This is a genomic window from Bacteroides sp. 11BF (assembly GCF_019633765.1).
Taxonomy (GTDB): domain Bacteria; phylum Bacteroidota; class Bacteroidia; order Bacteroidales; family Bacteroidaceae; genus Bacteroides; species Bacteroides hominis.
Genome location: NZ_JAFKPJ010000016.1, coordinates 11,676 through 38,656, shown reverse-complemented (window position 1 = coordinate 38,656; position 26,981 = coordinate 11,676). Strand labels below are relative to the sequence as shown.

The following is a 26,981-nucleotide window of genomic DNA, read 5'->3' as shown; positions in this document are numbered from 1 at the left end:
TTCCACAAAAACCAACAATCATGGCAAAATACAAATTAGCGCTTAAAAAAAATCCTAACAAGAGAAACGAACCTGGAAAATGGTACGCCATCCCCTTGACCGTGAACAGCCTTGACACGCGTGCCGTCACCCGCGCCGTCACCCGCAACACCACCGTGGCTCCCACTGAACTGGAGACTTCGATGAACCTCGTATGCGACGGTATACCCGCACTACTGCAACAGGGCAACAGCGTCCGCATCGGATCGCTCGGCACACTGCGCCTCTCCTTCGGCAGCACCGGAGTGGAGAACATCGACGACTTCAACGCCGCCACGATGATCAAGAACGCCAAGATCGTCTTCACCCCCTCCAAAGAATTGAAAGCCGCCGTACAGGAAGGGCTCTCGTTCGAGAACGCCGGAGTGATCGAGGAAGGATTCACCTATCCGAGCGTGCAGGACTACAAGAAGTACAAAGTAGCCGACCGTCCGGCGGGCGGCGGCGACATTGTGGACGACCCGACGGCCTGACATCCGAGGCTGTGTCGAAACTCTTTTCAACACGGAGTAACACAGAGTAGCACAGAGTCTTTTTAAAAAAGACATCACGAACTTCATAGATCCCGCTGCGGGAAACGGGCTGACACGCTGTCCGCAAACCTCAAACTCAACCTGCCCGCCAACCGCGGAACCGGGGACGAAGAACGTGAAAAAAGAGGCGGAGCACGGCCGGTAAGGGGTATGCCGAAACTCACCACAAAGTGGCGCAGAACAACACAGAGTGATTTTAAATGAAAGGTTATTAATAGAAAATCTGTGATCACCTGCGCAATCCGTGGTAAAAAGACGTTTCGACACAGCCCCCCGGCCCGCCCCTCCTCTCCTTCCCTCCCCCTGTCCATCGTTCCTCATTCTCTCCCATCTCCCTGTCCATCGTTCCCCTCCCGCCTCACGCCTGCCGGCGGAACAACCGTTACCGTTTCTTAATTCTCCCCTCCAAACTCCTAAAACTCTACACTTTCTACGGCTATCTTCACGTAAATCATTATCTTTGCGCCCGTCTATCATGTTAACAAATAACTAACTATAGTCTGAATGAAACAGTACAAAACCGTAAACAACCTCGTGGGTTGGATCACCTTCCTGATCGCCGCTACCGTCTATTGCATGACGATAGAGCCCACAGCCAGTTTCTGGGACTGCCCGGAATTTATCACTACCGCCTATAAACTGGAAGTAGGACACCCCCCCGGAGCACCCTTCTTCATGCTCACAGCCAACCTTTTCACGCAATTCGTCAACGACCCGGCACTGGTAGCCAAAATGGTCAACTACATGAGTGCGCTGATGAGCGGCGCCTGCATCCTGTTCCTCTTCTGGAGCATCACGCACCTGGTCCGCAAACTCGTCATCACGGACGAGAACGTCCTCACACGCGGACAACTGATCACCGTCATGGGTTCCGGACTGGTAGGCGCACTGGCCTATACATTCAGCGACACATTCTGGTTCTCGGCCGTAGAAGGAGAAGTATACGCCTACTCCTCGATGTTCACCGCCATCGTATTCTGGCTGATACTGAAGTGGGAAGACGTTGCCGACCAACCGCACAGCGACCGCTGGATCATCCTCATCGCTTATCTCACAGGCCTCAGCATCGGTGTGCACCTGCTCAACCTGCTCTGCCTGCCGGCCATCGTACTGGTATACTACTACAAGAAAGTGCCGGGCGCCAACGCTAAAGGCTCCCTGCTGGCACTCGCCGGATCGATGGTACTGGTGGCAGCGGTGCTCTACGGCATCGTACCCGGCGTCGTAAAAGTGGGCGGCTGGTTCGAACTGCTGTTCGTCAACTCCCTCGGAATGCCGTTCAACACCGGCGTGATCGTCTACATCGCCCTGCTGGCAGCCGCCATCATCTGGGGCATCTACGAAAGCTACAACGAGAAGAGCCGCACCCGCATGAACCTCTCCTTCCTGCTGACCATCGCCATGCTCGGCATCCCGTTCTACGGACACGGAGCAGGCGCCGTCATCATCGGCATCCTCGTACTGGGCGCACTGGCCCTCTACCTCTTCTACGCATCGAAGCTCAACGCCAAGATACGCATGTCCGCCCGCACCATGAACACGGCGCTGCTCTGCACCATGATGATCATGGTGGGATACTCCTCGTATGCCCTCATCGTGATCCGCTCGGTAGCCAACACGCCGATGGACCAAAACTCACCGGAAGACATCTTCACGCTGGGCGAATACTTAGGACGCGAGCAATACGGCACACGCCCGTTGTTCTACGGCCCGGCCTACTCCTCGAAAGTAGCACTCGACGTGGAAGACGGCTATTGTGTTCCCCGCCAGAAAAGTGCGGACACCAAATACGTCCGCAAAGAGAAAACCTCACCGGACGAAAAGGACTCGTACGTCGAACTTCCGGGACGCGTGGAATATGAATACGCGCAGAACATGCTCTTCCCCCGCATGTACAGTTCGGCACACGCCGCTTATTACAAGTCCTGGCAAAACATCACCGGATATGACGTCCCCTACGACCAATGCGGAGAGATGCTGATGGTGAACATGCCCACACAGTGGGACAACATCAGGTTCTTCTTCTCCTACCAGCTCAACTTCATGTACTGGCGCTACTTCATGTGGAACTTTGCCGGAAGACAAAACGACATCCAGAGCAGCGGCGAAATAGAGCACGGCAACTGGATCACCGGCATCCCGTTCATCGACAACCTCATGTACGGCGACCAAAGCCTTCTGCCACAGGAACTGAAGGACAACAAGGGACACAACGTCTTCTACTGCCTCCCGCTTCTGCTGGGAATCATCGGACTCTTCTGGCAGGCATGGCGCGGACAGAAAGGCATCCAGCAATTCTGGGTGGTATTCTTCCTGTTCTTCATGACCGGTATAGCCATCGTGCTCTACCTCAACCAGACACCGGGACAACCCCGCGAACGTGACTACGCTTACGCAGGCTCCTTCTACGCCTTCGCCATCTGGATCGGCATGGGTGTAGCGGGCATCGTCCACCTCCTGCGCAGATACATGAAAGAAGTTCCCGCAGCAGCCCTTACGTCGGCAGTCTGCCTGCTCGTACCCATACAGATGGCCAGCCAGACATGGGACGACCACGACCGCAGCGGACGCTACGTGGCACGCGACTTCGGACAGAACTACCTGATGTCACTTCAGGAAAGCGGCAACCCCATCATCTATACCAACGGCGACAACGACACCTTCCCGCTGTGGTACAACCAAGAGACAGAAGGTTTCCGCACCGACGCACGCACCTGTAACCTGAGCTACCTGCAGACCGACTGGTACATCGACCAGATGAAACGCCCGGCTTATGACTCCCCCGCACTGCCCATCACCTGGGACAGAACCGAATACGTGGAGGGACAGAACGAATACGTACCCATCCGTCCGGACTTCAAGAAGCAGATAGACAAAGCCTACAAAGCCGCCGAAGAAGAAGTCCTGAACGGCAAGAACCCGGAAGCCCTGAACAACATCCGGGCACAATTCGGAGACAATCCTTACGAACTGAAGAATATCCTGAAATACTGGGTACGCACCAAAGACGGACAAGCGGTGATACCGACCGACAGCATCGTCGTCAAGATCGACAAAGAAGCCGTACGCCGCTCGGGTATGATGATCCCGGCAGCGTTGGGCGACTCCATCCCCGACTATATGCACATCTCGCTCAAAGACGAAAAGGGCAACCCCAAACGCGCCCTCTACAAGAGCGAGCTGATGATGCTCGAGATGCTGGCCAACGCCAACTGGGAACGCCCCATCTACATGGCCATCACCGTAGGCACGGACAACCAACTGAATATGCGCGGGCATTTCATCCAGGAAGGTCTCACGTACCGCTTCACCCCGTTCGATACGGAAGCACTCGAAGCAACCATCGACAGCGAGAAGATGTACGACAACCTGATGAACAAATTCAAGTTCGGAGGCATCGACAAGCCGGGCATCTACATCGACGAGAACACAATGCGCATGTGCTACACCCATCGCCGCATCTTCGCCCAACTCATCACACAGCTGATGAAAGAAGGCAAGAAAGACAAGGCGCTGGCCGCATTGGAATATGCCGAAAAGATGATTCCCGCCTTCAACGTACCCTACGACTTCCAGAACGGGGCACTCGAGATGGCAGAAGCCTACTACCAGTTGGGAGATACCGCGAAAGCCGATCAGATCATCGACGAACTGGCGAACAAGTCTGTGGAATACCTCACCTGGTATCTCAGCCTGGACGACAATCATCTGTTGATGTCGCAGCGTGAATTCATCATGCACCTCAGCGCACTGGATATGGAAGCCAAGATGATGGAGAAATACAAGTCGAAACTGGCCGGCAACTATACTCCGAAAGTGAACGAACTATATAACATTTACGTAGGACGCATGAAAGTCCATCAGTAATCTGTAACCGAAGAAGATGTTTATAGAGCAACCGCCTTGGTTTTTCCGTGCAATCTATCCCGACGCTATCTTCCGGATGGACCCTGACGAGAAGGCAGTTTACCTGACCTTCGACGACGGCCCCATTCCGGAAGTGACGCCCTGGGTACTGGAGTTGCTGGACAAACACAACATCAAGGCTACTTTTTTCATGGTAGGCGACAACATCCGCAAGCATCCGGATGTGTTCCGTATGGTAGTGGAACGCGGACACCGCATCGGCAACCATACGTTCAACCACATCCGCGGCTTCGAATATCTGTCGGTAAATTATCTGGCCAATACAGACAAGGCCAACGAGCTGATGAAAACGGACCTGTTCCGTCCGCCTCACGGACACATGCGCTGGATGCAGTACATGACGCTGAAGCGCCACTATAAGATCGTCATGTGGGACCTCGTCACCCGAGACTACAGTAAGAAGCTCCGCCCGCCGCAAGTGCTGGCCAATGTGATGAGATATGCCCGCAACGGGTCTATCATTACCTTCCACGATTCGCTGAAGTCCTGGAACAACGGAAACCTGCAATACGCACTTCCCCGTGCCATCGACTTCCTGAAAGAGGAAGGATACGAATTTAAGATCCTATAATGGAAACGAAGATAAACAGTAAAGCCCTGAAAGCCGAAGCCTTGCGCCTCGGCTTTTCTGCTTGCGGCATAGCACCGGCCGGGCCGGTCGATCCCGTACACCGGGACTTTCTGAAGGAATGGCTGGGCTCGGGCAGGCACGCCGGAATGGCTTATATGGCCAACCATTTCGACAAGCGCTGTGATCCGGCTCTGCTGGTCGAAGGCACCCGTTGCGTAGTCTCCGTAGCCCTGAACTACTACCCCGCTACCCGGTTACCCGAGGACGAGTACCAATTCGCATGGTATGCCTATGGGATGGATTATCACGACCTCATGCGTGAGAAGCTGACCGCCCTGTTCCGCTTCATACAGGAATCAGACGTACCGGAACTGGACGGACGTGTGTTCTGTGACACCGCCCCCGTACCCGAACGCTATTGGGCCTGGCGTGCCGGCCTCGGATGGATCGGGAAGAATACCCAGCTGATCATCCCCCATGCCGGATCTGCCTTCTTCTTGGGAGAACTCTTCCTGAACACGGAAGCCGACACATACGACCGCCCCCGGCCGAATCGCTGCGGGACGTGTAACCGCTGCCTGCAAGCCTGCCCCACGCAGGCTTTAGAAGCCCCGTACGGCCTGGATGCACGCCGTTGCCTTTCATACCTCACTATAGAGAATAAAGGCGAAATTCCGGCCTCTATTTCCCCTCTGATGGGAAACCGTGTTTATGGATGTGACGAATGCCAGAAAGCTTGTCCCTGGAACCGGTTTGCCACTCCTTGTCGGACACCGGAGCTGCAACCCTCGCCGGAGTTTATGAATATGAAGAAAGAAGACTGGCAACAACTAAGCGAGGAGAAATACAGAACCCTCTTCAAAGGCAGTGCCGTGAAGAGGGCTAAGTATAGCGGACTAATAAGGAATATAAAGCAGATGAAAGACTAAGAGTCGGGCTATGACCGGTTCTTCAAAGCCTTTCGCTCTTCACTGGTCAGTCTTCTTCCCACCTTCTTCACGTAGCCCAATTATTATCCGCATGTTCTCGCTATATCATCTACCTGCAACCCCTTCCCGACATAGCGATCATTTTGCTGACGCCAGCAAAATGATCGATTATTTGTCAGGTAACTCTTTTATTTCACCGTTACCGTCAGCGGATTACGTATCTTCCGGGCAAAATCGGCCATATAGGCATTCCAGGCAGCAGCGTCTTTTATATCGGCTTTATCCCAGGCAGCTCCCCAGTAATAAGTAAAGTCAGCTCCCGGTTCATACTCGCTGATAGCCAGCACATGCCCGTCGGCACCTCCGCGCAGCTCTTTCTTCTCTTTCTCCGGGAACAGAACAGGTTTCGCCTCCTTCACCAAAGTAGGGAACGCAGCACCCACAAAGATTTTACCGTTGTCATTACCGGCATTATCCGTCGGGTCCACATAAGTGATGTATCCCTCTGCTGCATTCGCCACCACAGCTCCATCGGGTTCATGCAATACGATGCCGACGGCCAGAGGCATTGTCTCTTTCAGATTGGTATAAGAAACAATCGTTTTGTTCAGATGCGAACCCGCATCCAACGTAATCACACGTGTTTCGATCACGCCGGAGTCTCCCCTTACCACCAACGGATGATACACCAGTCTCACAGTGAAACGCAGCGGACCATTATCCAGTATCTCCTGGGTAGCGTAACAATACGGATAAATAATTGTATCACCTGCCATTAACGCAGCCGTGCCCCCTCCCAAAGTAGGACCGACCTTATAACAGTCCAGTCCGTTGCCATGGTCCACATGATAAGAAACCGACCGGTAAAGCTCCTGCGCAGCTTTAGAATCCGTCTTCCCGAGTTCTGCTATTTTAGCTTTTGTATCCGGGTTCAGTTCGCCTTCATAGCGAGCTTCCACCACCGGATCAGTGGTGTTGTACTTCGTCCAGATATCATATCCGAAAGCACGCTCTCCGGTTTCCTGTAAAGCAGGTCCGTAGGTACGGAAAGCCACCAAATCGTTCTCCCAGGCCACGTCATCCACCCGTTCGGGATAATATCTTCCGCAAGCCTTCACCGGACACTCCTGGGGAATGCCCGCCTTTATCGTGTAAACAGTCGAACCATTCGCCTGTACACTGACCGGAAATATCACTTTCTCGTCGGAAGTTATCTGATAGGATACTTGCTGCCCTTCGGCATCCACCACGACTATCTGCGCGGTATCGGGTAACTGCAATTTAGAGGAAACCTCGCTCATGGATACTTCTACCATCTCACCGTCACGTTCCAGCGAAGTGGCATTGGATACCGTAACAGAAACCGACTTACCCGCTTCATTGCAAGCCAGACACAACAAAGCGAGTGCGGCAAAAAGAAAAACTTTCTTCATTGATTCAATTGTATTGATCAGATTCATTTAGGTTGTTTACCGATATAAGCCAAAATACCGCCATCTACATAAAGCACATGACCGTTCACGAAATTCGAAGCATCCGAAGCCAGGAATACGGCCGGTCCCATCAGGTCTTCCGGTGTTCCCCAACGGGCAGCAGGAGTCTTGGCTATAATGAATGAGTCGAACGGATGGCGCGAACCGTCCGGCTGCGCTTCACGCAAAGGCGCCGTCTGAGGTGTGGCGATATACCCCGGGCCAATGCCATTACACTGGATATTGAACTCACCATACTCGGACGCAATGTTGCGGGTGAGCATCTTCAGCCCGCCCTTGGCAGCGGCATAAGCAGATACTGTCTCACGCCCCAGCTCACTCATCATCGAACAGATATTGATGATTTTTCCATGCCCCTTCTTAATCATTGAAGGAATCACGGCTTTCGACACAATAAACGGGGCATTCAGGTCCACGTCAATCACCTGCCGGAACTGCTCCGCTGTCATCTCACACATCGGGATGCGCTTAATGATACCGGCATTATTTACCAGAATATCAACCACTCCGACCTCTTTCTCGATCCGTGCAACCAAAGCATTTACCTGCTCCTCACTCGTGACGTCGCACACATATCCACTGGCCTCAATCCCCAGTTCCTTATATGCAGCCAACCCCTTGTCGACCAGCTCCTGACTGATGTCATTAAAAACGATCTTCGCGCCTGCCTCTGACAAAGCAGTAGCCAACGCAAAACCGATACCGTAAGATGCACCCGTGACCCATGCCACTTTGCCCTTTAATGAAAAGTTTACCATACTTATAATGTTTTAAAAAAACTCATCTCACTTCCATTCTCTAAAAAATCAAACACCTTATTTCAAGTCCGTGATTAACGAAAAATCCTGGTCACCATAATCAAGGTTCTCACCCCCCATGCCCCAGATAAAAGTGTAACTGTGAGTTGCCGCTGCCGAATGAATGGACCATTCCGGTGACAATACTGCCTGATCGCCCTTCATCCATACATGACGGGTTTCGTCAACCTCACCCATGAAATGGCATACGGCATGCTCCTCCGGTACCTCAAAATAGAAATAAGCCTCCATACGGCGGCTGTGAACATGTGCGGGCATCGTATTCCACACACTTCCCGGAGCCAGTTCGGTCATTCCCATCTGCAACTGGCAGGTAGGTAGCACCTGGTTTACAAGCATCTTATTAATATTGCGATGATTCGAGCCTTCCAACGTGCCCATTTCAGCAACCACCGCATCGGCTTTCGTTACTTTCTTATCAGGATAATTGCGGTGAGCGGTCAGCGAATTAAAATAAAATTTAGCAGGATGTGTGGCATCTACACTCTCAAAAGTTACTTCCCGATCGCCCGAACCCAAATAAAGCGCCTCTTTATAAGCTAACTGAAATATCGCATTCCCCGCTCTCACAACGCCGGGACCTCCGACATTGAAAATACCCATTTCACGACGGGTCAGGAAATAAGGAGCTTTCAAAGGATCGATAGCTTCCAACTTCAACACTTCATTTACCGGCATGGCTCCACCCACTACCATACGATCATACATGGAGTATACCATATTCACTTCGTCGGCCGAAAAAACCTTCTCTATCAGGAAATCTCTCCGGATTCTCTTGGTGTCATAGCTTCTTGCGTCTTCCGGATGGGCAGCATAGCGAATCTCATAGTTTGTTTTCATATTTCTTATTTATAAGTTTACATTAGGTGCCGCTCAGACAAACATCGTTTGCGTACACGACACAAAAATAAGAAAAGAAAACGGGATTTGAGAATAAATTGCGCCCAATTATCCTGCACAGATAAATAACATCAATCTTTTGGATAATTAGGGCTATAAAGTAAGGTCTGATCTCTTACTACCAGCTTTCCATCTTTTACAAAATCTGTTCCCCTCTCTTGCAAGTGACAAACCATTGCTTTACGCATCTCAGCCAACCGGTCTGCATAACGACTGTCTCCAAAAAGATTTCTCCGTTCTCCGAGATCTGCACTTAAATCGAACAATTGCTCTTCGCCCGTATGAATAAACCAGATATACTTCATTTTACCGTCAGTAAGCGCACACCAATAATTATCGGCACTATAGCAGGTGGCATGTTCCAGATCAATATATTTCCGCCAGCCATCATTATTTCCTGAAACCAGTGCAACCAAAGACTTGCCGTCCATATCATCCGGTACCGTTCCCCCTGCAAGTTCGATGAAGGTAGGCAAAAAATCACGTAACTCTACCGGCTGTTCTATTCGTTTTCCTTTAATAGCCTGTGTAGTCATGGCAGAAGGCCATTTTATAATATAAGGAATCTTCGCCGAACCTTCATAGGCATAGGTTTTCCGCCAATGATAATGGTCACCCAACATATCACCGTGGTCGGCCGTATAACAAATGATTGAGTTTTCGTACATTCCTTTCTCTTTCAGAGCCTGAATAATCTGCCCAATCTGATCATCAATAAACGTCACATTCGCATAATAATGGCGTCGGGAATTGACAGCGTATTCTTCTCCTAAATTCGCGAAAGGGGCGTCTTTCGCAACCTTTTCCGGATCTTTGCGTTCAGCATACTTTCCACACCAATCCCCAACAAACGGTACAGGGATATCTGCCTTTTCATACATATCCAAATATCGCTTCGGAGGATCATACGGACTATGAGGGCGGGCAAAAGAGACTTTCAGGAACAGAGGCTGATCACTTTCATAATTCCGTATTAATTCACAGGCTGTTTGCCCCGTCCAGGCCGTAGGATGTAATCTTTCCTCAAGTTTATAAGTTCCGGCATTATGATTGTTCCACCCGATTCCCGTTAAATCCGGATTCTTCCCGGGCGCCTGCAACTGAAACCATTCCCGATAGTCACTAATAAAATCACGGGTTTCACTACGCCCGCTCTCGTCTACCAATGTAGCATGAAAGCCATGCAAGGCTTTCTGTGGAAACCAGTGCATCTTCCCTATTCCAAAAGTATAGTAGCCCAAATCGCGCAACATCCGGGGCATTTCATATTTATATTTGGAAGCGACCTTTCCATACCCCAACATCCCATGGTGCCATGGAGACATCCCCGTAAGCAAGCCGGCACGCGCGGGCGTACTACTGGGGGCAGAACTATAACCACATACAAACAAGCTGCCTTCCTGAGCCAACTTATCTATGTTAGGAGAAATGACGGCTTTATTCCCCATGCAATGTAAAGCATCTCCACGATGCTGGTCACTCATAATAAAAATGATATGTGGTTTCCCTCCTTTTGTGGCAGGAGCCTTAGAGGAGCCGGACGAATCATTGTTTGACTCTTGGTTTTCACCATTAAATGCATAAGTCAACGGAGAGGTTGCCAAGCCTGCTCCTACAGCAAGTGAACACTTCAGAAAATCGCGACGTTTCATTGATTATTAGATTTTAGTATTAACGAATAGGCAAAAATAGGCAAAAAGAAAGAGAAAGAAGAAAAATTTTTCCCCAATTTACCCACTCATACGGAAAAAGTATTTCCATCTTCCATCTTCCACCTTTTTGTAGTTTACCATCTGATATTCCGCAATTTATCATGGTGGAAGATCGTCTTTTTAGGCTATCAATCTTCCACCCTTATCTTCCATCTTCCACCCTCCATTTTTGGCAGAAAGTATATAGTAAACTACTGTTATATAGACATATAAAGTTAATCCCTTATCTATTTATACCTTGAAAAGTATTTCATTTTCCTTGCTATCTTTTATATAAATGGTCAAGGCTCTATCTCGTCCCGCATACCAAGGCTAATGGGCACAGGTACACGGGCTAATAAGCCTGCGTACACAGGACGAGATAAAGAACGTACCATCTCAATTAATTATTAAGGTAAATAGCATAACATGAATAGGAGATGATGGGTAATACAAGCTGACCTAAAAGAAATTCGGTCATACAAAAAGAAAAATGCCTTGGAAGTAATTTACTTTCAAGGCATTTGGGGGTTGTCCTACCAAGATTCGAACTTAGACAAACAGAACCAAAAACTGTTGTGCTACCATTACACCATAGGACAAGCTCATGCGCTTTCTGTTAAAAAGCGATGCAAAGATAATGCCATGCAAGTTATTTTCCAAATCTTTTTAGACTTTTTTGTATAATAAGTCTCGTTAGCCGCGGCTAATTGCTACCTTTGTACTTACAGAAATCAATAAAGTAAACGAATAAATTCAGTAAGTATGAGAAAACTTTTTGTATGCATTGCATTGGGTCTCACCACGCTTACCGGCAATGCCGCATCACCGCTATGGATGCGCGACGTACAGATTTCGCCGGACGGAACAGAAATAGCATTCTGTTACAAAGGAGATATTTACAAAGTACCTGCCGGAGGAGGGGTAGCCACCCAGCTTACAACACAACCATCGTATGAATGCACACCGATTTGGTCGCCGGACAGTAAGCAAATCGCTTTTGCCAGTGACCGTAATGGCAATTTTGACATTTTTATAATGCCGGCGACAGGAGGTACGGCACAAAGACTGACTACCAATTCTGCATCCGAACTCCCTTCAACTTTTACACCGGACGGAAAATATATTCTATTTTCAGCATCCATCCAGGATCCCGCACAAAGCGCCATGTTCCCGACAACAGCCATGACAGAGCTCTACAAGGTCCCTGCAAACGGAGGACGTACGGAACAAGTGCTGGGCACCCCGGCCGAAGCAGTTTGTTATGCAACATCGGGGGAATTCTTCCTTTATCAGGACCGTAAAGGTTTTGAAGATGAATGGCGGAAACATCACACTTCGTCCATCACCCGTGACATCTGGATGTACAACACCAAAACAGGAAAACATACCAACCTGACCAATCACGCCGGAGAAGACCGCAACCCCATCCTTTCACCGGACGGAAAGAGTGTATATATATTAAGTGAACGCGAAGGCTCGTTCAATGTCTACAACTTCCCATTGGACAACACACAGTCTCTTAAAACGGTGACATCTTTCAAAACACATCCTGTGCGTTTCTTGTCAATGAGTCATGACGGAACGTTATGCTATGCGTATGACGGGGAAATATATACTCAAAAAGGTAATGCCACTCCACAAAAAACGGACATAGACATTGTCCGCGATGATCAGGATAAAATAGCAGACCTGACTTTTACAAACGGAGCGACATCGGGAACCGTATCGCCGGATGGAAAACAGATTGCGTTTATCGTACGGGGAGAAGTATTTGTAACCTCGACAGATTATGCCACCACAAAACAAATCACCCAAACACCTGCACGCGAAGCCGGACTCACTTTCGCCCCGGACAACCGTACCTTGGCCTACGCAAGCGAACGTAACGGCAACTGGCAACTTTTCCTGGCTAAAATAGCCCGTAAAGAGGAGGCCAACTTCCCGAATGCCACTATCATCGAAGAAGAAGTGTTACTGCCCTCCACAACCGTGGAACGGGCTTATCCGCAATTCTCACCGGATGGTAAAGAACTGGCGTTTATAGAGGACCGCAACCGCTTGATGGTAGTTAATTTAGACACGAAAAAGGTTCGCCAGATCACCGATGGATCCACTTGGTTCAGCACCGACGGAAATTTCGACTACCAATGGTCACCTGACGGAAAATGGTTCACACTCGAGTTTATCGGTAACCGGCATGATCCATATTCAGACATAGGATTAGTGAGTGCACAGGGTGGCAGCCCGATCATCAACCTGACTAACAGTGGTTACATGAGCGGATCTCCCCGTTGGGCACTGGACGGCAATGCCATCTTGTTCACGACCGAACGATATGGGATGCGTGCACATGCTTCCTGGGGTTCACAAAACGATGCCATGCTGGTATTCCTCAATCAGGATGCTTTCGATAAGTTCCGTCTGAGTAAAGAGGATTATGAATTGCAGAAAGAACTGGAAAAGGAGCAACAGAAGGATAAAGAAAAAGCTTCTGCTAACCTGAAAAAAGACAAAAAAAAAGATCCCAAAGCAGAGACTGAAAAGAAAGACGAGGTAAAAAACATCGTAGTGGAGCTGAATGGGCTCGAAGACCGTATCATCCGCCTCACTCCCAATTCTTCGAATCTGGGCAGTACCATCATCTCAAAAGACGGTGAAACCCTCTACTATCTGTCAGCATTCGAAGGTGGATTTGACCTATGGAAAATGGATCTCCGCAAAAAAGAGACCAAGCTGCTTCATAAAATGAATGCCGGATGGGCTTCTATGAATATGGACAAAGAAGGAAAAACCCTGTTTGTCCTGGGAGGCAACACCATGCAGAAAATGGACCTCAGCGGAGAGACTCTGAAGCCGATCAGCTATAAAGCAGAGATGAAAATGGATTTAGCTGCAGAACGAGAATATATGTTCGACCATGTATATAAGCAGCAGCAGAAACGTTTCTACAACACCGACATGCACGGAGTAGACTGGGATGCCATGTCTGCTGCTTACCGCAAATTCCTGCCGCACATCAATAACAACTACGACTTTGCCGAATTGCTGAGCGAATGGCTGGGTGAACTGAATGTATCGCATACCGGCGGTCGCTTCTCTCCATCCATTCCGGGAGATGCCACAGCCAGTTTGGGAGTGCTTACAGACTGGAATCACAAAGGAAAAGGTGCATTGATCATGGAAGTGATTGAAAAAGGGCCGTTCGATCACGCCCGCTCGAAGGTGAAAGCCGGAACTGTCATTGAAAAGATCAACGGGCAGGCAATAACTCCCGAAACAGATTATCTGACGTTACTGAATGACAAAGCCAATAAGAAGACGCTTGTTTCGCTATACAATCCGCAAAACGGTGAACGGTGGGAAGAAGTAGTAATCCCGGTCGGCAACGGAACCCTCAACAATCTGCTTTACAAACGCTGGGTGAAACAACGGGCGGCCGATGTAGACAAATGGTCCAACGGACGTCTGGGATATGTACACATACAGTCGATGGGTGATGGCAGTTTCCGTTCCGTCTACTCGGATATTTTAGGAAAATACAATAACCGCGAAGGTATCGTTATAGACACCCGTTTCAATGGTGGTGGCCGCCTTCATGAAGATATCGAAGTATTGTTCAGCGGCAAGAAGTATTTCACTCAGGTTGTTCGCGGACGCGAAGCATGCGATATGCCCAGCCGCCGATGGAACAAACCATCTATCATGCTGACATGTGAAGCCAATTACTCGAATGCGCACGGTACACCATGGGTATACAGCCACCAGAAATTGGGTAAATTGGTAGGTATGCCCGTACCGGGAACTATGACCAGTGTTTCATGGGAACGCCTGCAAGACCCATCTCTGGTATTCGGTATTCCTGTCATAGGCTATCGACTCCCGGATGGAAGTTATTTGGAAAACACACAGCTGGAACCGGACATTAAAGTTGCCAACTCACCGGAAACAATCGTCAAAGGTGAAGATACGCAATTGAAGACGGCAGTAGAAGAATTACTGAAAGAACTCCCGGCAGATAAAGCAGGAAAGCATTAATCTGCCACTCCACAAAGAAAAAGGATGTCTCACAGGGTCAATTTGCCTATTACATGGCACCCCCTTTTGAGACATCCTCTTTTTTATATTAAAGTTTCACTCAACCCGCCCCCTGAATGAAAGGCGGAAAAGAAAACTCCTTATTTAGCGATAATCAAATAATAGTTTTTCTTACCACGCTGAACCAACAGATACTTTTCATCAAGCAGATCAGCAGTAGTAATCACCTGATCAAAAGCAGCCAACTTCTCTTTATTCAAAGAAACACCGCCACCCTGAACCAGTTTACGCATTTCACCTTTTGAAGCAAATACAGCAGCATTATCAACGAACAGGTCAACTGCTTTCACTCCCTCTGTCAATGCATCACGTGAAATCTCAAATTGAGGAACACCTTCGAACACAGCCAGAAGTGTGTCTTCGTCCAGCTTTCTCAACGCATCGGATGTAGCATTGCCAAACAAGATATTAGATGCATCTACCGCAGCATTGTAATCCTCTTCAGAATGAACCATCACAGTTACTTCCTTTGCCAAACGTTTCTGAAGTGCTCTCAAATGCGGAGCTTCATTATGTTCAGCAACCAACCCGTCGATTTCTGCCTTATCAAGCGAAGTAAATATCTTGATATAACGTTCTGCGTCAGAGTCACTCACATTGAGCCAGAACTGATAGAATTTATAAGGAGACGTATAACGAGGATCCAACCAGATATTACCGGATTCTGTCTTACCAAACTTTCCACCGTCAGCTTTGGTAATCAACGGACATGTCAGTGCATAAGCCTCACCACCATTGGTACGGCGAATCAACTCAGTACCGGTAGTGATATTTCCCCACTGATCGGAACCACCCATCTGCAATTTACATCCTTTGGTTTCATAGAGGTGAAGGAAGTCATAACCCTGCAACAACTGATAAGTAAACTCTGTAAACGACAATCCGTCACGGGCTTCACCGTTCAGGCGCTTCTTTACTGATTCCTTAGCCATCATGTAGTTTACAGTGATGTGTTTGCCCACTTCACGAACAAAATCCAAGAAACTGAACTCCTTCATCCAATCATAGTTGTTCACTAATTCGGCTCTATTAGGAACATCAGATTCGAAGTCCAAAAACTTAGCCAGCTGCTTCTTGATACAAGCCTGATTGTGGCGTAAAGTCTCTTCATCGAGCAGATTACGTTCTGCCGACTTACCCGAAGGATCGCCAATCATACCTGTTGCACCACCAATCAAAGCCAATGGTTTATGGCCGCAACGCTGGAAGTGTCGCAAGATCATCACACCGCATAAGTGTCCGATATGCAACGAATCGGCTGTCGGATCAATACCCAAATAAGCAGTAACCTGTTCTTTCGCCAATAACTCTTCTGTGCCGGGCATCATGTCATGCACCATTCCACGCCATCTTAGTTCTTCTACAAAATTCATCGAATGATAATAAGTTTTAAAGTTTAATTAGGGCAAAAGTACGACTCTTTATCGGAACAAGCAACTCTTATTGCCTAAAAAAGACGTTATTAATGTTTTGCTGTACTTGTTGCATGAGTTTGCAAACAGGCACCTCCAGAAGTAAAGCAGCTCGCTCATAAAGGCTATGGATATCTATCAGACTTTCATCTGTCTCCAGAAACAAGTATTCCGAAGGTATCTGTCGAAGCGCTTCCTCCTGATACTTCTCTCCCAGTGAAAGATAAATTCCCTCCCGGATATATTGCAGAGCCAATTCTTTTTTCCCGCGGAAACCATGTATAATCCAGGGGTTAGAAGGCTGCATTTTCCTTTTAAAGCGGATAATTTCATCTGCTGACCGCACTGCATGAATTACTAACGGATATCCCATTTCGTGTGCAAGTATAGCCTGCTTTTCAAATGCTTCTTGCTGCAACACATAGTCCGTCTGTGCCAACTTGTCGAGACCTGCTTCGCCAATTGCAAGAACCTGAGGAGAATGGATAGCTGACAACAACAGTTCCCACTGGCGGACGAAATTCTCACGGGTCAGGTACCAGGGATGAATCCCCACAGAATAGTAAGCACCGCCCAGCGGAATAAATTCTGCCGGCTGACAATTTTGTATTGCCTGCCCCGGTTCTGCAGGCAGCCGATGTGTATGTATATCCAGAATATTCATAAATCACTAAGGAACGGGATCATACCCAGATCCACCCCACGGATGACAACGAAGTATCCGCCTGACGGCAAGATAAAGCCCCTTAAAAGGACCATGTTTCTTAATCGCTTCAATAGCGTACTGCGAACAAGTAGGCGTAAAACGACATGAAGGAGGGGTCATGGGCGAAATACAAGCCCTGTAAAAGTATATGGGAAGCAATAATATATATGAAAGCAGACGTTTCATACCAATCTCTCGCTGATACGGGCCAGCAGAGTCTTCATTTTCTCCTCTATTTCGGCCGAGGACGTTAATTCGTCCGAAAGATAGATGAAAGCAATAGCCAACTGTTGCTGTTTATCAGTTAAAGTCTGCAATAGTAGATGCTTATGCAACCGGTACGCCTCACGCAATTGGCGTTTCACCCTATTCCGCTTTACCGCGCGTTTAAATCGCTTCTTCGAAACGCTCAATAAAACAGATGCCTGAGCATCCTGATTTTCCACAGGCATATACACCACACGCAACGGAAAGATGGAAAACGACTTAGAGCCGCCTGCAAACATCTTCTCAATCAGAATCTTACTATTCAGCCTTTCGGCCTTGCACAGGGTATTTGCCATAATAATTATAAACGGCAAACAACAAACAGTAAACAATGCTACAGATAAATATGCCTGTTCATTGTTTACCGTTTGCTGTTCACCGTTTCATTTATTTTCCTTTATTGTTTTCCTTAATAAACAAATCGAGAGCAGCCGTCATTGAAGGAGACTTCACATTAGGTGCTTCCAAATCCAGACGGAGTCCTGCATCACGAACAGCCTGTGCTGTTGTCGATCCAAATGTTCCGATCTTGATATCCTTCTGATCGAAATCAGGGAAGTTCTTTTTTAATGAAGAAACTCCCGCAGGGCTAAAGAATACCAGCATGTCATAATCAAACTCCTCTCCTTCCATAAAGTCGTTACTAACAGTACGATACATTACGCATTCGGTATGCTGAATATTATTCTTATCCAACAGATTCTTCACGTCATCGTTATGTACATCCGACATCGGAACGAGATATTTCTCTGTTTTATGCTTCACAATCGAAGGAATCAAATCTTCAATCTTACCCGTAGCTCCGAAGAAAATCTTACGCTTACGATACTGCACATATTTCTGAATGTAAAGAGCAACAGCTTCTGTTACACAAAAATACTTCATCGTCTCAGGGATCGTCACACGTAACTCCGTACATAAATGGAAGAAATGATCAATCGCATGGCGTGAGGTAAATATAACAGCCGTATGATCAAGAATCGATACTTTCTGTTGTCTGAATTCTTTCGCAGAGACGCTCTCAACCTTGATGAAGGGGCGGAAATCTATTTTTACACCATACTTTTCAGCAATGTCGTAATAAGGAGATTTCTCTGAAGCAGGCTTAGGCTGCGACACTAATACTTTCTTAATTTTCAACGTCCTAAAAATTTATTATCAAAACATTATTTAGCTGAATCAGACCCTGATAGACTATTAAACAAGGTATGATTTCAAGGGCACAAAAGTATAAAATTAAAAGGAAAACCCCATAAATATTACAGGAAAAAAGCTTTAGCCACTTGTAAAACATCAATATTTTAGTAAAAATTACCAAAATACAACCAATTGAAACTAAAAAGGTAACATTCAGATCAAAATAAACCAGAAACAAAACAAACGGAAATAAAGCAAATCCAAGGTAGTAAATCAGCGTAGAATAAGACTCCAGCCATATATCTGTTTTACTTTTGTCAAAAAACACCCATCCCAAAAACGAATATATAATCCACTTGAATAAAAAATAGAATATGCACACAGCAACATAAACTCCCAAGAGCAAATGAGGCGAAACGCGCTCCATCAGTGAGGGTTGAACATCATTAAAATAGTTAAAGATACATACACCTCCAAGGACACAAGTCTGCACAGTCAACAATAACAGATAACGCATATCAGCTGCTGTAGAGGAAGCGAAAATACTTGTTCTTTCACGATGCAACATAAAATCTTTAACTTGTTGCAACAGGAATTTCTTACTGCGCGCCAATACATACGAAGAAATAAAGAAACATCCCAGCAGTATCATTGCCAACCCGTCATCCGTCCTTGGAGAGTAAGGGATCGATATGCCATCCACTCCCGTAACTGTCTCGCTCACCGTCTGTAAATCAACCGCCGCCAATGTATCTTTTGGAACACAAGCTTCATGGAAGGTCTGCGGCAAAGTATCTGCCACCTGCACACCGACAGAGTCCTGAGGAGAAATCATATAGCAGCAAACTTACGGATGGAACTGTCCCATACGGGTATTGAATAAACCAGATCCACAGCCTCTTCCGGAGTATGGGCTACATGCCAGATATCTCCATGCTGTTTCCTCATGAAATTACCGTCTATGGCTTTGTCGAGCATTGTCAACAAAGGATCGAAAAAGCCATTGGTATTCAATATCACGATCGGTTGAAGATAAAGCCCCAACTGTTTCCAGGTGATAATTTCAAGTAACTCTTCCAGAGTCCCGCATCCTCCGGGCAATGCAATCACAGCATCACTCTTTTCAGCCATCAGTCGTTTACGTTCGTGCATACTGTCCACCTCGATAAGCTCCGTCAAGCCGGTATGATGCCATCCTTGCTCTACCATAAAGTGAGGGATCACTCCGGTCACTTCGCCCCCGTTCTGTAATACGGCATCAGCCACCGACCGCATCAACCCTATATTTCCCGCTCCATTTATCAAACGGATGTGCCGGGTTGCCAACAACTGTCCTAATCGCACAGCTGCATCAAAATAAATCTGATCTATTTTCGTACTTGAAGCACAATATACACATACGGAAGTTATTTGGTTCATTTCTTGCATGGGTTTGGTTAAACACGATGCAAAAGTACCAAATTTCAAGGAGAAAAGAAGAAGGCCGCCTTGTTTTCTCCCCATATGGGATAAAAACAAGTACGGCCCCCTATAATAAATAGCTGTAAAGCTACGCTGATTACAAACCGAAAGCTTCTTTTACTTTGTCCACATAGTCAAGTTTTTCCCATGTAAACAACTCTACCTCCATAGTCCGGTCACCTTCATAACGAGAGTGGAAATGCTTAGTCACTACCTGAGGTTCACGCCCCATGTGTCCGTAAGCGGCCGTTTCACTATAAATCGGATAACGGAGTTTCAAGCGATCTTCAATAGCCTTTGGCCGGAGGTCAAACAACTCATCAATCTTTTCGGCGATTTCACCATCACTCATTTTCACATTACTGCGGCCGTATGTATTTACATAAATATTAATCGGACGCGCCACCCCGATAGCGTAAGAAACCTGTACCAGCATTTCGTCGGCAACACCGGCAGCTACAAGGTTTTTAGCAATATGACGAGCTGCATAAGCAGCACTGCGGTCTACTTTACTGGGATCTTTACCAGAAAAAGCACCACCACCGTGAGCCCCTTTACCACCATAGGTATCAACAATAATCTTACGTCCGGTTAACCCTGTATCTCCGTGCGGACCGCCAATAACGAATTTACCGGTCGGATTTACGTGATAAACAATATTATCATTGAACAAGGCAAGCACCTTCGGGTGATTGATAGACGCAATGACACGAGGCATCAATACCTCAATCACATCTTTCCGGATTACCGCCAGCATCTCTTCATCCGCCTTCAGTTGGGCAGCAGCAGAACCATCAGCCGGCAATATAAATTCATCATGCTGTGTTGAAACAACAATTGTATCAATACGCACGGGAGTACCGTTATCGTCATATTCAATAGTTACCTGGCTCTTTGCATCCGGACGGAGATAAGTCATTTCTTTACCTTCCCGGCGGATATCGGCCAATACAAGAAGTATTCTATGTGCCAAGTCAAGCGACAACGGCATATAGTTCTCAGTTTCGTTGGTTGCATAACCAAACATCATTCCCTGGTCGCCTGCCCCCTGATTCATAGGGTCCTCACGTTCTACACCACGGTTGATGTCGGCACTCTGTTCATGAATGGCAGAAAATACACCGCACGAATTACTTTCGAACATGTATTCGCCTTTCGTGTAACCAATCTTTTGGATCACTTCACGTGCTATCAGTTGTAAATCAACATAAGCACCTGTTTTCACTTCTCCCGCAAGTACCACCTGTCCGGTAGTCACTAAGGTTTCGCAAGCTACTTTCGAACTGGGATCGTAAGCCAACAGTTTGTCAAGCACAGCGTCCGATATTTGATCGGCCACTTTATCGGGGTGTCCTTCAGACACCGATTCGGATGTGAATAAATATCCCATAATAAAATTATGAATTATGAATTATAAATTATGAATGCGGACAGAAATTAAAAAGAGTAGAAAACGCATACAGAAGGGAATGTTGTTTTAGCATTTTTTTCTGTGGTTGCAAGCTACTCAAATCTTTCCACACTTCATTTCATTGGCAAAGGTAGATAATATTTTGGATTTATTGCTACTTTTGCTTCGTATTAACAGACTATCTTATGAAAAATAAACTAAAAACCGCTATTATACTATTGGTGTATATTGCTGTCACAGTGGGTATTTATGCCTTTATTTGTTATCTGAACCATCAACCGTTTGACGACTTGCGCATATTGTATGCCGTATTGATCGGCTGTGTGGCTTACCTTCCACGGCATTTGATGATCCGTAAATTACGAAAGAACCAGAAATAGCTCTCTGATTGTTTTATGAAGTACCGGATGGACAACGTCCGGTGCGATTTCGGCAAGCGGCTCTAAAACAAATTTTCGTTCGGCCATCAATGGATGAGGCAATGAAAGCCTTTCGTCCTGTAATATCTTATCACCATAAAGCAAGAGGTCAATATCAATCAGACGGTCGCTATATACCCCATCATGTGATTTATGTAAACGCCCTATTTCCTGCTCTATCCGTTGGGTCCTTTCAAGTATATCGAAAGGAGACAGAGATGTCTCCACTCCCGCCGCAGCATTCAGAAAGTTATTATCAGATTGAAATCCCCAGGGGGCAGTAGCATAAAAAGCGGACAGGGAAATCACTTTCCCTATCCGCTCTTCTATTTTCTGTACAGCGACACGAAGATTCAACTCCTTATCACCCAAATTAGTACCTAATCCCAGATATATTCTCATCACTTATCCAAAATCAGCATCGCATCTCCATAAGTACCAAAACGGTAGCCTTCTTTCAATGCTATGTGATATGCATCCATTACCTGCTCGTAACCACCAAAGGCAGCCACAATCATCAACAGAGTAGAAAGTGGCATGTGGAAGTTGGACACCATAGCATTAGCCACTGTAAAATCATACGGCGGGAAAATAAACTTATTCGTCCATCCTTCATATTCTTTCAAATGCCCGTCTGTGCTCACCGTGCTTTCAATGGCGCGCATCACAGTTGTTCCCACAGCACATACATTCCTACCAAGATCCTTGGCACGGTTCACAATCTTAACAGCTTCTCCGGTTACGAACATCTGCTCAGAGTCCATCTTATGCTTTGTCAGATCCTCTACGTCGATGTCACGGAAGTTACCGAGCCCTGCATGCAATGTGATATACGCAAAGTCTATGCCTTTTATTTCCATACGCTTCATCAATTCGCGGCTGAAGTGCAGACTCGCAGTAGGTGCTGTCACGGCTCCTTCGTTTTTAGCGAAAATAGACTGGAAACGTTCTGCATCTTCTTCTTCCACCGGACGGTTAAGAATCGTATGCGGCAGCGGAGTTTCACCTAACGCATACAATGCTTTTTTAAATTCGTCATGAGGACCGTCATATAGAAAACGGAGCGTACGTCCGCGTGAAGTAGTATTATCAATTACCTCAGCCACCATTGAATCGTCATCACCGAAATAAAGCTTATTGCCTATACGGATTTTACGTGCCGGATCCACCAATACGTCCCACAAACGCAGCTCTTCATTCAGCTCACGCAGTAAGAACACTTCGATACGTGCACCGGTTTTTTCCTTATTTCCGTACAAACGGGCAGGGAATACCTTGGTATCGTTGAATACAAACACGTCTTTATCATCAAAATAGTTCAGGATGTCCTTAAACATCTTGTGCTCAATCTCTCCCGTACGCTTGTGGAGTACCATCAAGCGCGATTCATCCCTATACTTTGTAGGGTGCAAAGCAATCTTTTCTTCGGGTAACTTAAATTTAAATTGCGACAGTTTCATGATAATAATGTGCGTTTATTAATTATTTTATTTCTTACTTTTCTATTTCAATCAGATATCTCAACTTCCTGCTGATCTATCCATTCTGCAAATTTTGCAGGATCCAGGCATTGCTCCAACTTTATCTCCCCCACACGGGTACGTATCAATCCGGTCAGATGTGCACCGCTTTGCAAGGCTTCCCCGATGTCGCGTGCCAATGCACGGATATAAGTTCCCTTGCTGCATACCACCCTGATCTTAATTTCCGGTAAGTTACATTCCAGCAGTTCTATCTCGTCAATCACCAGCAATTTGGGCTTCAACTCCACTTCCTGACCTTTACGGGCCAAATCATAAGCACGCGCACCATCTACTTTGCAAGCCGAGAATGCCGGAGGCACTTGCTGTATTTCACCAACAAATGTTTTCAACGTCTCTTCCACCAACTCCCGGGTAATATGCTCCGTAGGATAGGTAGCATCAATCTCATGTTCCAGATCGTACGATGGAGTAGTGGCACCCAACTGAATGGTAGCAATATATTCCTTTGTATGATACTGAAATTCCTCTATTCTCTTGGTAGCTTTACCTGTACAAACAATCATTACCCCTGTTGCCAGCGGATCGAGTGTACCTGCATGTCCCACCTTCAATTTCTTCACTTTCATCCGTCGGCAAATATGGTACCGGGCATGCCCTACGACCTTAAAAGACGTCCACCCCAACGGTTTATCAAAATAAAGTACTTCTCCTTCTTTAAAATTCATCCGTTACTTATTGCAATTGTGAAACAACGATGGTGACCACTCCTGCTATTGCACAATAAATAGCGAAATAAATCAGTTTTCCTTTTTTGACGATATTAATCATCCACTTGCAAGCCAGGCACCCTGAGACAAAAGCGGCAATAAAACCCACTATCAGTGACAAAGCCGGAATATCTCCCGCAATAGCCTCACCCTTTATCATCTTCATAGCATCCAGCAAAGCTTCTCCCAATATAGGCGGTATCACCATCAGGAAGGAGAATTGCGCCAGTTTTGCTTTATTATCACCTAATAATAAACCTGTAGCAATTGTACTGCCCGAACGAGACAGTCCCGGCAATACGGCACAAGCCTGCGCCAGCCCAATGATAAACGCATCTTTCATCGAGATGTTCTCTTTCTGACGTGGTTTTGCATAATAAGAGAACGACAGCAAAGCAGCCGTAAGCAACAGCATGCAGCCAACAATCAGCAATCCCGAACCGAAAACAGCCTCAACTTCATCCTTGAAAAACACACCGACGATACCAATAGGAATCATCGAAATTAAAATATTGATCACATAACGTGTTTCGCTGTTCATCTTAAACTTAAACAGGCCACGGAATATCCAATCTATTTCTTTCCAGAGAATGACCAATGTACTGAACACGGTTGCAACATGTACTACAATGGTAAATGCCAGATTCTCTTCTCCCTCTATACCAAACAAAGCCGAGCCAATAGCCAAATGCCCGCTACTGCTCACCGGTAAATATTCAGTCAGTCCCTGAATCAATCCAAGGATCAGTGCTTCAAACCATTCCATCCTGTTTTATTCTTTTGTTTTAGGTTTGCGCATTACGCCATATATCATAAAGATAAAACCCAGGAAGCAAACCACCGGAGCCACTTTAATTCTTCTCACACTGAAAATATCCGCCTGAAACACCGCTTCCGACGATGAAGGTCCTGTCATCAGGATAAAACCCAAGATAACCACTGCCATGCCGATGGCAAGCAAAATGAAGTTCGTTTTATCGAAGGCAAATTTCTGTTTATCACCCATTGTTATTTACAATTAATTTATTTACATCTATAAATCCAGAACTACACGTAGTACAGCGTGCTTGCTTTCATTCTCAGATATTTATTAATAGAAAGATAAGCACACAAGAAAGTGATGACCACTCCGAATACCAGTACTGCACCCGATACCAACAACATGACTTCAGGTGTAATCACCCGAATTAATTCCGGCTCGTACGACACAAGCCAATAAGCGGCTCCCATCAGGATTGTATCTGCAATAAAAGCAGCTAAAACCCCACTCCATATATTTCTTTTCAAAAATGGCCGACGGATAAATCCCCAGCTTGCTCCCACCAGTTTCATAGTATGAATCAGGAAGCGTTTTGAATAAATAGCCAGCCGGATCGTATTATTAATCAGCGCGAAAGAGATAAATGTCAGCATAATGGCCAATCCCAGCAGCACCAAGCTGATGTTACGTATGTTTTCATTGACCGCGTCAATCAGATCTTTCTGATATAACACATCTTGTATGTTGGTATTCCTTTTAATCAATTTCTCAATTTTCGCGATACTGTCAGAGTTCGCATAATCAGAATGCAATTTAATCTCTATTGAGGCCGTAAACGGATTATACCCTAAAAACTCTTGCGGATCGGTGCCCATAGCCTCGGTCTGCTCTTTCAATGCTTGTTTCTTTGAAATATATTCCGTCTCTTTCACGAAAGGTTCATTATTCAGCCGTTTCTGAAGCTTCAGAATATCCGTTTCTTTCATATCATCGCTGATCAATACAGAGAAATTTATATTTTCGCGTACATAAACAGACAAGTTATTGGCTGCCAACACGAAGAACACCACAAGCCCCAGTAACAGCAATACCAACGTGGTACTGATGCTGGAAGTTATGAACTGCATATCAAAATATGACACAGCGTTATTTCTGCTTTTACTCTTCATCAGCGTTTCTTTCTGAATACATAAATCATTGAACTGCTTCGTTCCTTTTTGGCCTGGGCACTCAACCAAGCCGCCGATCCGGTCCACATACCTTTTGCAAAAGAGTAAGCACTCCCTTTATGTTTCTCAGTCAGCATCGACACATAAAAAGCATCGAATGGCATCGGATGACGGGCTGCCAGGATAAATCCATGTTTCGACCCAAACTGCTGAATCGTGGCAGGCGTAAAATGCCATAAATGACGGGGTACATCATAAGCAGCCCAATATTTCCCATATTTTATTGCATCGTATGACGAACAATTGGGCACAGCCACTATCAAGACACCTTTCTCGGTCAATAATTCGCGCAACAACTCCCACGTTTCATCCAGATGCTCCAAATGTTCCATAACATGCCACAGCGTAATCACATCAAAAGAACCGGGAACTAACTCTTTCAATGCAGACTCCGGCTTTACATCCAATCCGAAATGTTCGCGGGCAAACCCACGGGCCTGCACACTCTTTTCCACGGACTCCACTTCCCATCCCCTATTCTGCATCGTATGGGCAAAATAACCTGTTCCCGTACCAATATCCAATATTCTACCGGTTTTACGATGCGACTCTTTCATGACCAAACGTGCCTTACGACCAAGCATATACTGACGTACATGATGGTAAATGGCATTCATGGCACCTTTCTTCGTGTCCGAATGGGAAATATAATCAGGTGTTTCGTAATATCTGCCTATCTCCGCCTCTACCGGGACTCCTTGTGTAAAAGTAAATCCGCAATCTTCGCAGGTGTACAAGTCAAACTGTTCACCGGAGGCATAAAAATCAGTACAGGTCATAGCACATTTCAAATGTGTGCTCCCACATAGCGGACAGGCATTTATAGTGAGTTTATTCATTGGTTTTATCTGCATATTTAAGCGTACCCCGAAACGTCAGGACACACTCCACCCGAATTTGGTGCAAAATAACAAATAAAAAGTGACGGA

At 46.5% G+C, this 26,981-nt stretch carries 25 protein-coding genes and 1 tRNA gene; 6 read left to right on the top strand and 20 right to left on the bottom strand.

Annotated features, from left to right (window positions below; genetic code table 11):
- Window positions 1–20: 20 nt before the first annotated feature.
- The 4 genes from JZY04_RS16135 to queG all read left to right on the top strand — a co-directional run bounded on the left by JZY04_RS16135 (window position 21) and on the right by queG (window position 5,999).
- Window positions 21–512: a DNA-binding protein gene (locus tag JZY04_RS16135; RefSeq protein WP_122143262.1), complete on the top strand. Its 492-nt coding sequence runs from the start codon at window positions 21–23 to the stop codon at window positions 510–512.
- A gap of 564 nt (window positions 513–1,076) precedes the next feature.
- Window positions 1,077–4,439: a protein O-mannosyl-transferase family gene (locus JZY04_RS16130; protein ID WP_122143261.1), complete on the top strand. Its 3,363-nt coding sequence runs from the start codon at window positions 1,077–1,079 to the stop codon at window positions 4,437–4,439.
- 16 nt (window positions 4,440–4,455) lie between these two features.
- On the top strand, window positions 4,456–5,070 hold the full coding sequence (locus JZY04_RS16125) for a polysaccharide deacetylase family protein (protein ID WP_005779672.1): 615 nt from the start codon (window positions 4,456–4,458) through the stop codon (window positions 5,068–5,070).
- Window positions 5,070–5,999, top strand: a complete 930-nt coding sequence (queG, locus tag JZY04_RS16120) for a tRNA epoxyqueuosine(34) reductase QueG (RefSeq protein WP_122143260.1) — start codon at window positions 5,070–5,072, stop codon at window positions 5,997–5,999. Before JZY04_RS16125 ends, queG begins: the two co-directional genes overlap by 1 nt.
- Window positions 6,000–6,187: 188 nt before the next feature.
- Here the strand turns inward: queG and JZY04_RS16115 are convergent, their stop codons facing one another.
- The 5 genes from JZY04_RS16115 to JZY04_RS16095 all read right to left on the bottom strand — a co-directional run bounded on the left by JZY04_RS16115 (window position 6,188) and on the right by JZY04_RS16095 (window position 11,503).
- Complete coding sequence (locus JZY04_RS16115; protein WP_122143284.1) at window positions 6,188–7,432, bottom strand: DUF4861 domain-containing protein; 1,245 nt, start codon at window positions 7,430–7,432, stop codon at window positions 6,188–6,190.
- Window positions 7,433–7,455: 23 nt separating this feature from the next.
- Window positions 7,456–8,250, bottom strand: a complete 795-nt coding sequence (locus JZY04_RS16110; RefSeq protein ID WP_122143259.1) for a gluconate 5-dehydrogenase — start codon at window positions 8,248–8,250, stop codon at window positions 7,456–7,458.
- Between the two features lie 57 nt (window positions 8,251–8,307).
- On the bottom strand, window positions 8,308–9,150 hold the full coding sequence (kduI, locus tag JZY04_RS16105; RefSeq protein ID WP_122143258.1) for a 5-dehydro-4-deoxy-D-glucuronate isomerase: 843 nt from the start codon (window positions 9,148–9,150) through the stop codon (window positions 8,308–8,310).
- A 131-nt stretch (window positions 9,151–9,281) separates the two neighbouring features.
- Entirely contained in the window at window positions 9,282–10,862 is a 1,581-nt protein-coding gene (locus JZY04_RS16100) for an arylsulfatase (RefSeq protein ID WP_122143257.1), read from the bottom strand.
- A 570-nt stretch (window positions 10,863–11,432) separates the two neighbouring features.
- Window positions 11,433–11,503, bottom strand: a tRNA-Gln gene (locus JZY04_RS16095).
- 163 nt (window positions 11,504–11,666) lie between these two features.
- Between JZY04_RS16095 and JZY04_RS16090 the strand changes: the two genes are divergently transcribed.
- Window positions 11,667–14,939, top strand: coding sequence for a S41 family peptidase (locus JZY04_RS16090; protein ID WP_122143256.1), 3,273 nt, complete (start codon window positions 11,667–11,669; stop codon window positions 14,937–14,939).
- A 140-nt stretch (window positions 14,940–15,079) separates the two neighbouring features.
- Here the strand turns inward: JZY04_RS16090 and tyrS are convergent, their stop codons facing one another.
- From tyrS to metK, 8 genes are all read right to left on the bottom strand, one after another.
- A complete protein-coding gene (gene tyrS, locus JZY04_RS16085) occupies window positions 15,080–16,372 on the bottom strand; it encodes a tyrosine--tRNA ligase (RefSeq protein WP_005779687.1) in 1,293 nt (430 codons plus the stop codon).
- Window positions 16,373–16,439: 67 nt separating this feature from the next.
- A complete protein-coding gene (locus JZY04_RS16080; RefSeq protein ID WP_122143255.1) occupies window positions 16,440–17,075 on the bottom strand; it encodes a TatD family hydrolase in 636 nt (211 codons plus the stop codon).
- A 6-nt stretch (window positions 17,076–17,081) separates the two neighbouring features.
- The gene (gene yidD / locus JZY04_RS16075) at window positions 17,082–17,303 is read right to left on the bottom strand and encodes a membrane protein insertion efficiency factor YidD (RefSeq protein ID WP_005779696.1); all 222 of its coding nucleotides are present in this window, start codon (window positions 17,301–17,303) and stop codon (window positions 17,082–17,084) included.
- The gene (rnpA, locus tag JZY04_RS16070) at window positions 17,300–17,680 is read right to left on the bottom strand and encodes a ribonuclease P protein component (protein WP_005779698.1); all 381 of its coding nucleotides are present in this window, start codon (window positions 17,678–17,680) and stop codon (window positions 17,300–17,302) included. The genes yidD and rnpA overlap by 4 nt, the downstream gene beginning before the upstream one ends.
- Window positions 17,681–17,771: 91 nt before the next feature.
- The gene (locus JZY04_RS16065) at window positions 17,772–18,524 is read right to left on the bottom strand and encodes a uroporphyrinogen-III synthase (RefSeq protein ID WP_005779700.1); all 753 of its coding nucleotides are present in this window, start codon (window positions 18,522–18,524) and stop codon (window positions 17,772–17,774) included.
- Between the two features lie 4 nt (window positions 18,525–18,528).
- Window positions 18,529–19,356: a DUF4271 domain-containing protein gene (locus JZY04_RS16060; RefSeq protein WP_122143254.1), complete on the bottom strand. Its 828-nt coding sequence runs from the start codon at window positions 19,354–19,356 to the stop codon at window positions 18,529–18,531.
- Window positions 19,353–19,940 (bottom strand): TIGR00730 family Rossman fold protein, encoded by a 588-nt coding sequence (locus tag JZY04_RS16055; RefSeq protein ID WP_005812396.1) that lies wholly within the window; start codon window positions 19,938–19,940, stop codon window positions 19,353–19,355. The genes JZY04_RS16060 and JZY04_RS16055 overlap by 4 nt, the downstream gene beginning before the upstream one ends.
- A gap of 139 nt (window positions 19,941–20,079) precedes the next feature.
- Window positions 20,080–21,372, bottom strand: coding sequence for a methionine adenosyltransferase (gene metK, locus JZY04_RS16050; protein WP_022012690.1), 1,293 nt, complete (start codon window positions 21,370–21,372; stop codon window positions 20,080–20,082).
- Between the two features lie 206 nt (window positions 21,373–21,578).
- Between metK and JZY04_RS16045 the strand changes: the two genes are divergently transcribed.
- Window positions 21,579–21,773, top strand: a complete 195-nt coding sequence (locus JZY04_RS16045) for a hypothetical protein (RefSeq protein ID WP_005812400.1) — start codon at window positions 21,579–21,581, stop codon at window positions 21,771–21,773.
- On the opposite strand, the gene folK is transcribed toward JZY04_RS16045, so the two are convergent.
- The 7 genes from folK to JZY04_RS16010 are packed head-to-tail and all read right to left on the bottom strand — an operon-like array spanning window position 21,753 to window position 26,891.
- On the bottom strand, window positions 21,753–22,214 hold the full coding sequence (gene folK / locus JZY04_RS16040; RefSeq protein ID WP_005812402.1) for a 2-amino-4-hydroxy-6-hydroxymethyldihydropteridine diphosphokinase: 462 nt from the start codon (window positions 22,212–22,214) through the stop codon (window positions 21,753–21,755). The genes JZY04_RS16045 and folK overlap by 21 nt on opposite strands.
- Window positions 22,214–23,272, bottom strand: coding sequence for a tRNA preQ1(34) S-adenosylmethionine ribosyltransferase-isomerase QueA (gene queA / locus JZY04_RS16035; protein WP_005779710.1), 1,059 nt, complete (start codon window positions 23,270–23,272; stop codon window positions 22,214–22,216). Before queA ends, folK begins: the two co-directional genes overlap by 1 nt.
- A gap of 47 nt (window positions 23,273–23,319) precedes the next feature.
- The gene (gene truB, locus JZY04_RS16030; protein ID WP_005812404.1) at window positions 23,320–24,021 is read right to left on the bottom strand and encodes a tRNA pseudouridine(55) synthase TruB; all 702 of its coding nucleotides are present in this window, start codon (window positions 24,019–24,021) and stop codon (window positions 23,320–23,322) included.
- Between the two features lie 7 nt (window positions 24,022–24,028).
- The gene (locus JZY04_RS16025; RefSeq protein ID WP_005812416.1) at window positions 24,029–24,829 is read right to left on the bottom strand and encodes an undecaprenyl-diphosphate phosphatase; all 801 of its coding nucleotides are present in this window, start codon (window positions 24,827–24,829) and stop codon (window positions 24,029–24,031) included.
- A gap of 6 nt (window positions 24,830–24,835) precedes the next feature.
- Window positions 24,836–25,069 carry a DUF3098 domain-containing protein gene (locus JZY04_RS16020; RefSeq protein WP_005812418.1) on the bottom strand — a complete coding sequence of 78 codons (234 nt, stop codon included), beginning with the start codon at window positions 25,067–25,069 and terminating at the stop codon, window positions 24,836–24,838.
- A gap of 41 nt (window positions 25,070–25,110) precedes the next feature.
- Window positions 25,111–25,992 (bottom strand): ABC transporter permease, encoded by an 882-nt coding sequence (locus tag JZY04_RS16015; RefSeq protein WP_005812419.1) that lies wholly within the window; start codon window positions 25,990–25,992, stop codon window positions 25,111–25,113.
- Entirely contained in the window at window positions 25,992–26,891 is a 900-nt protein-coding gene (locus JZY04_RS16010) for a bifunctional 2-polyprenyl-6-hydroxyphenol methylase/3-demethylubiquinol 3-O-methyltransferase UbiG (RefSeq protein ID WP_032531384.1), read from the bottom strand. Before JZY04_RS16010 ends, JZY04_RS16015 begins: the two co-directional genes overlap by 1 nt.
- Between the last annotated feature and the right edge of the window lie 90 nt (window positions 26,892–26,981).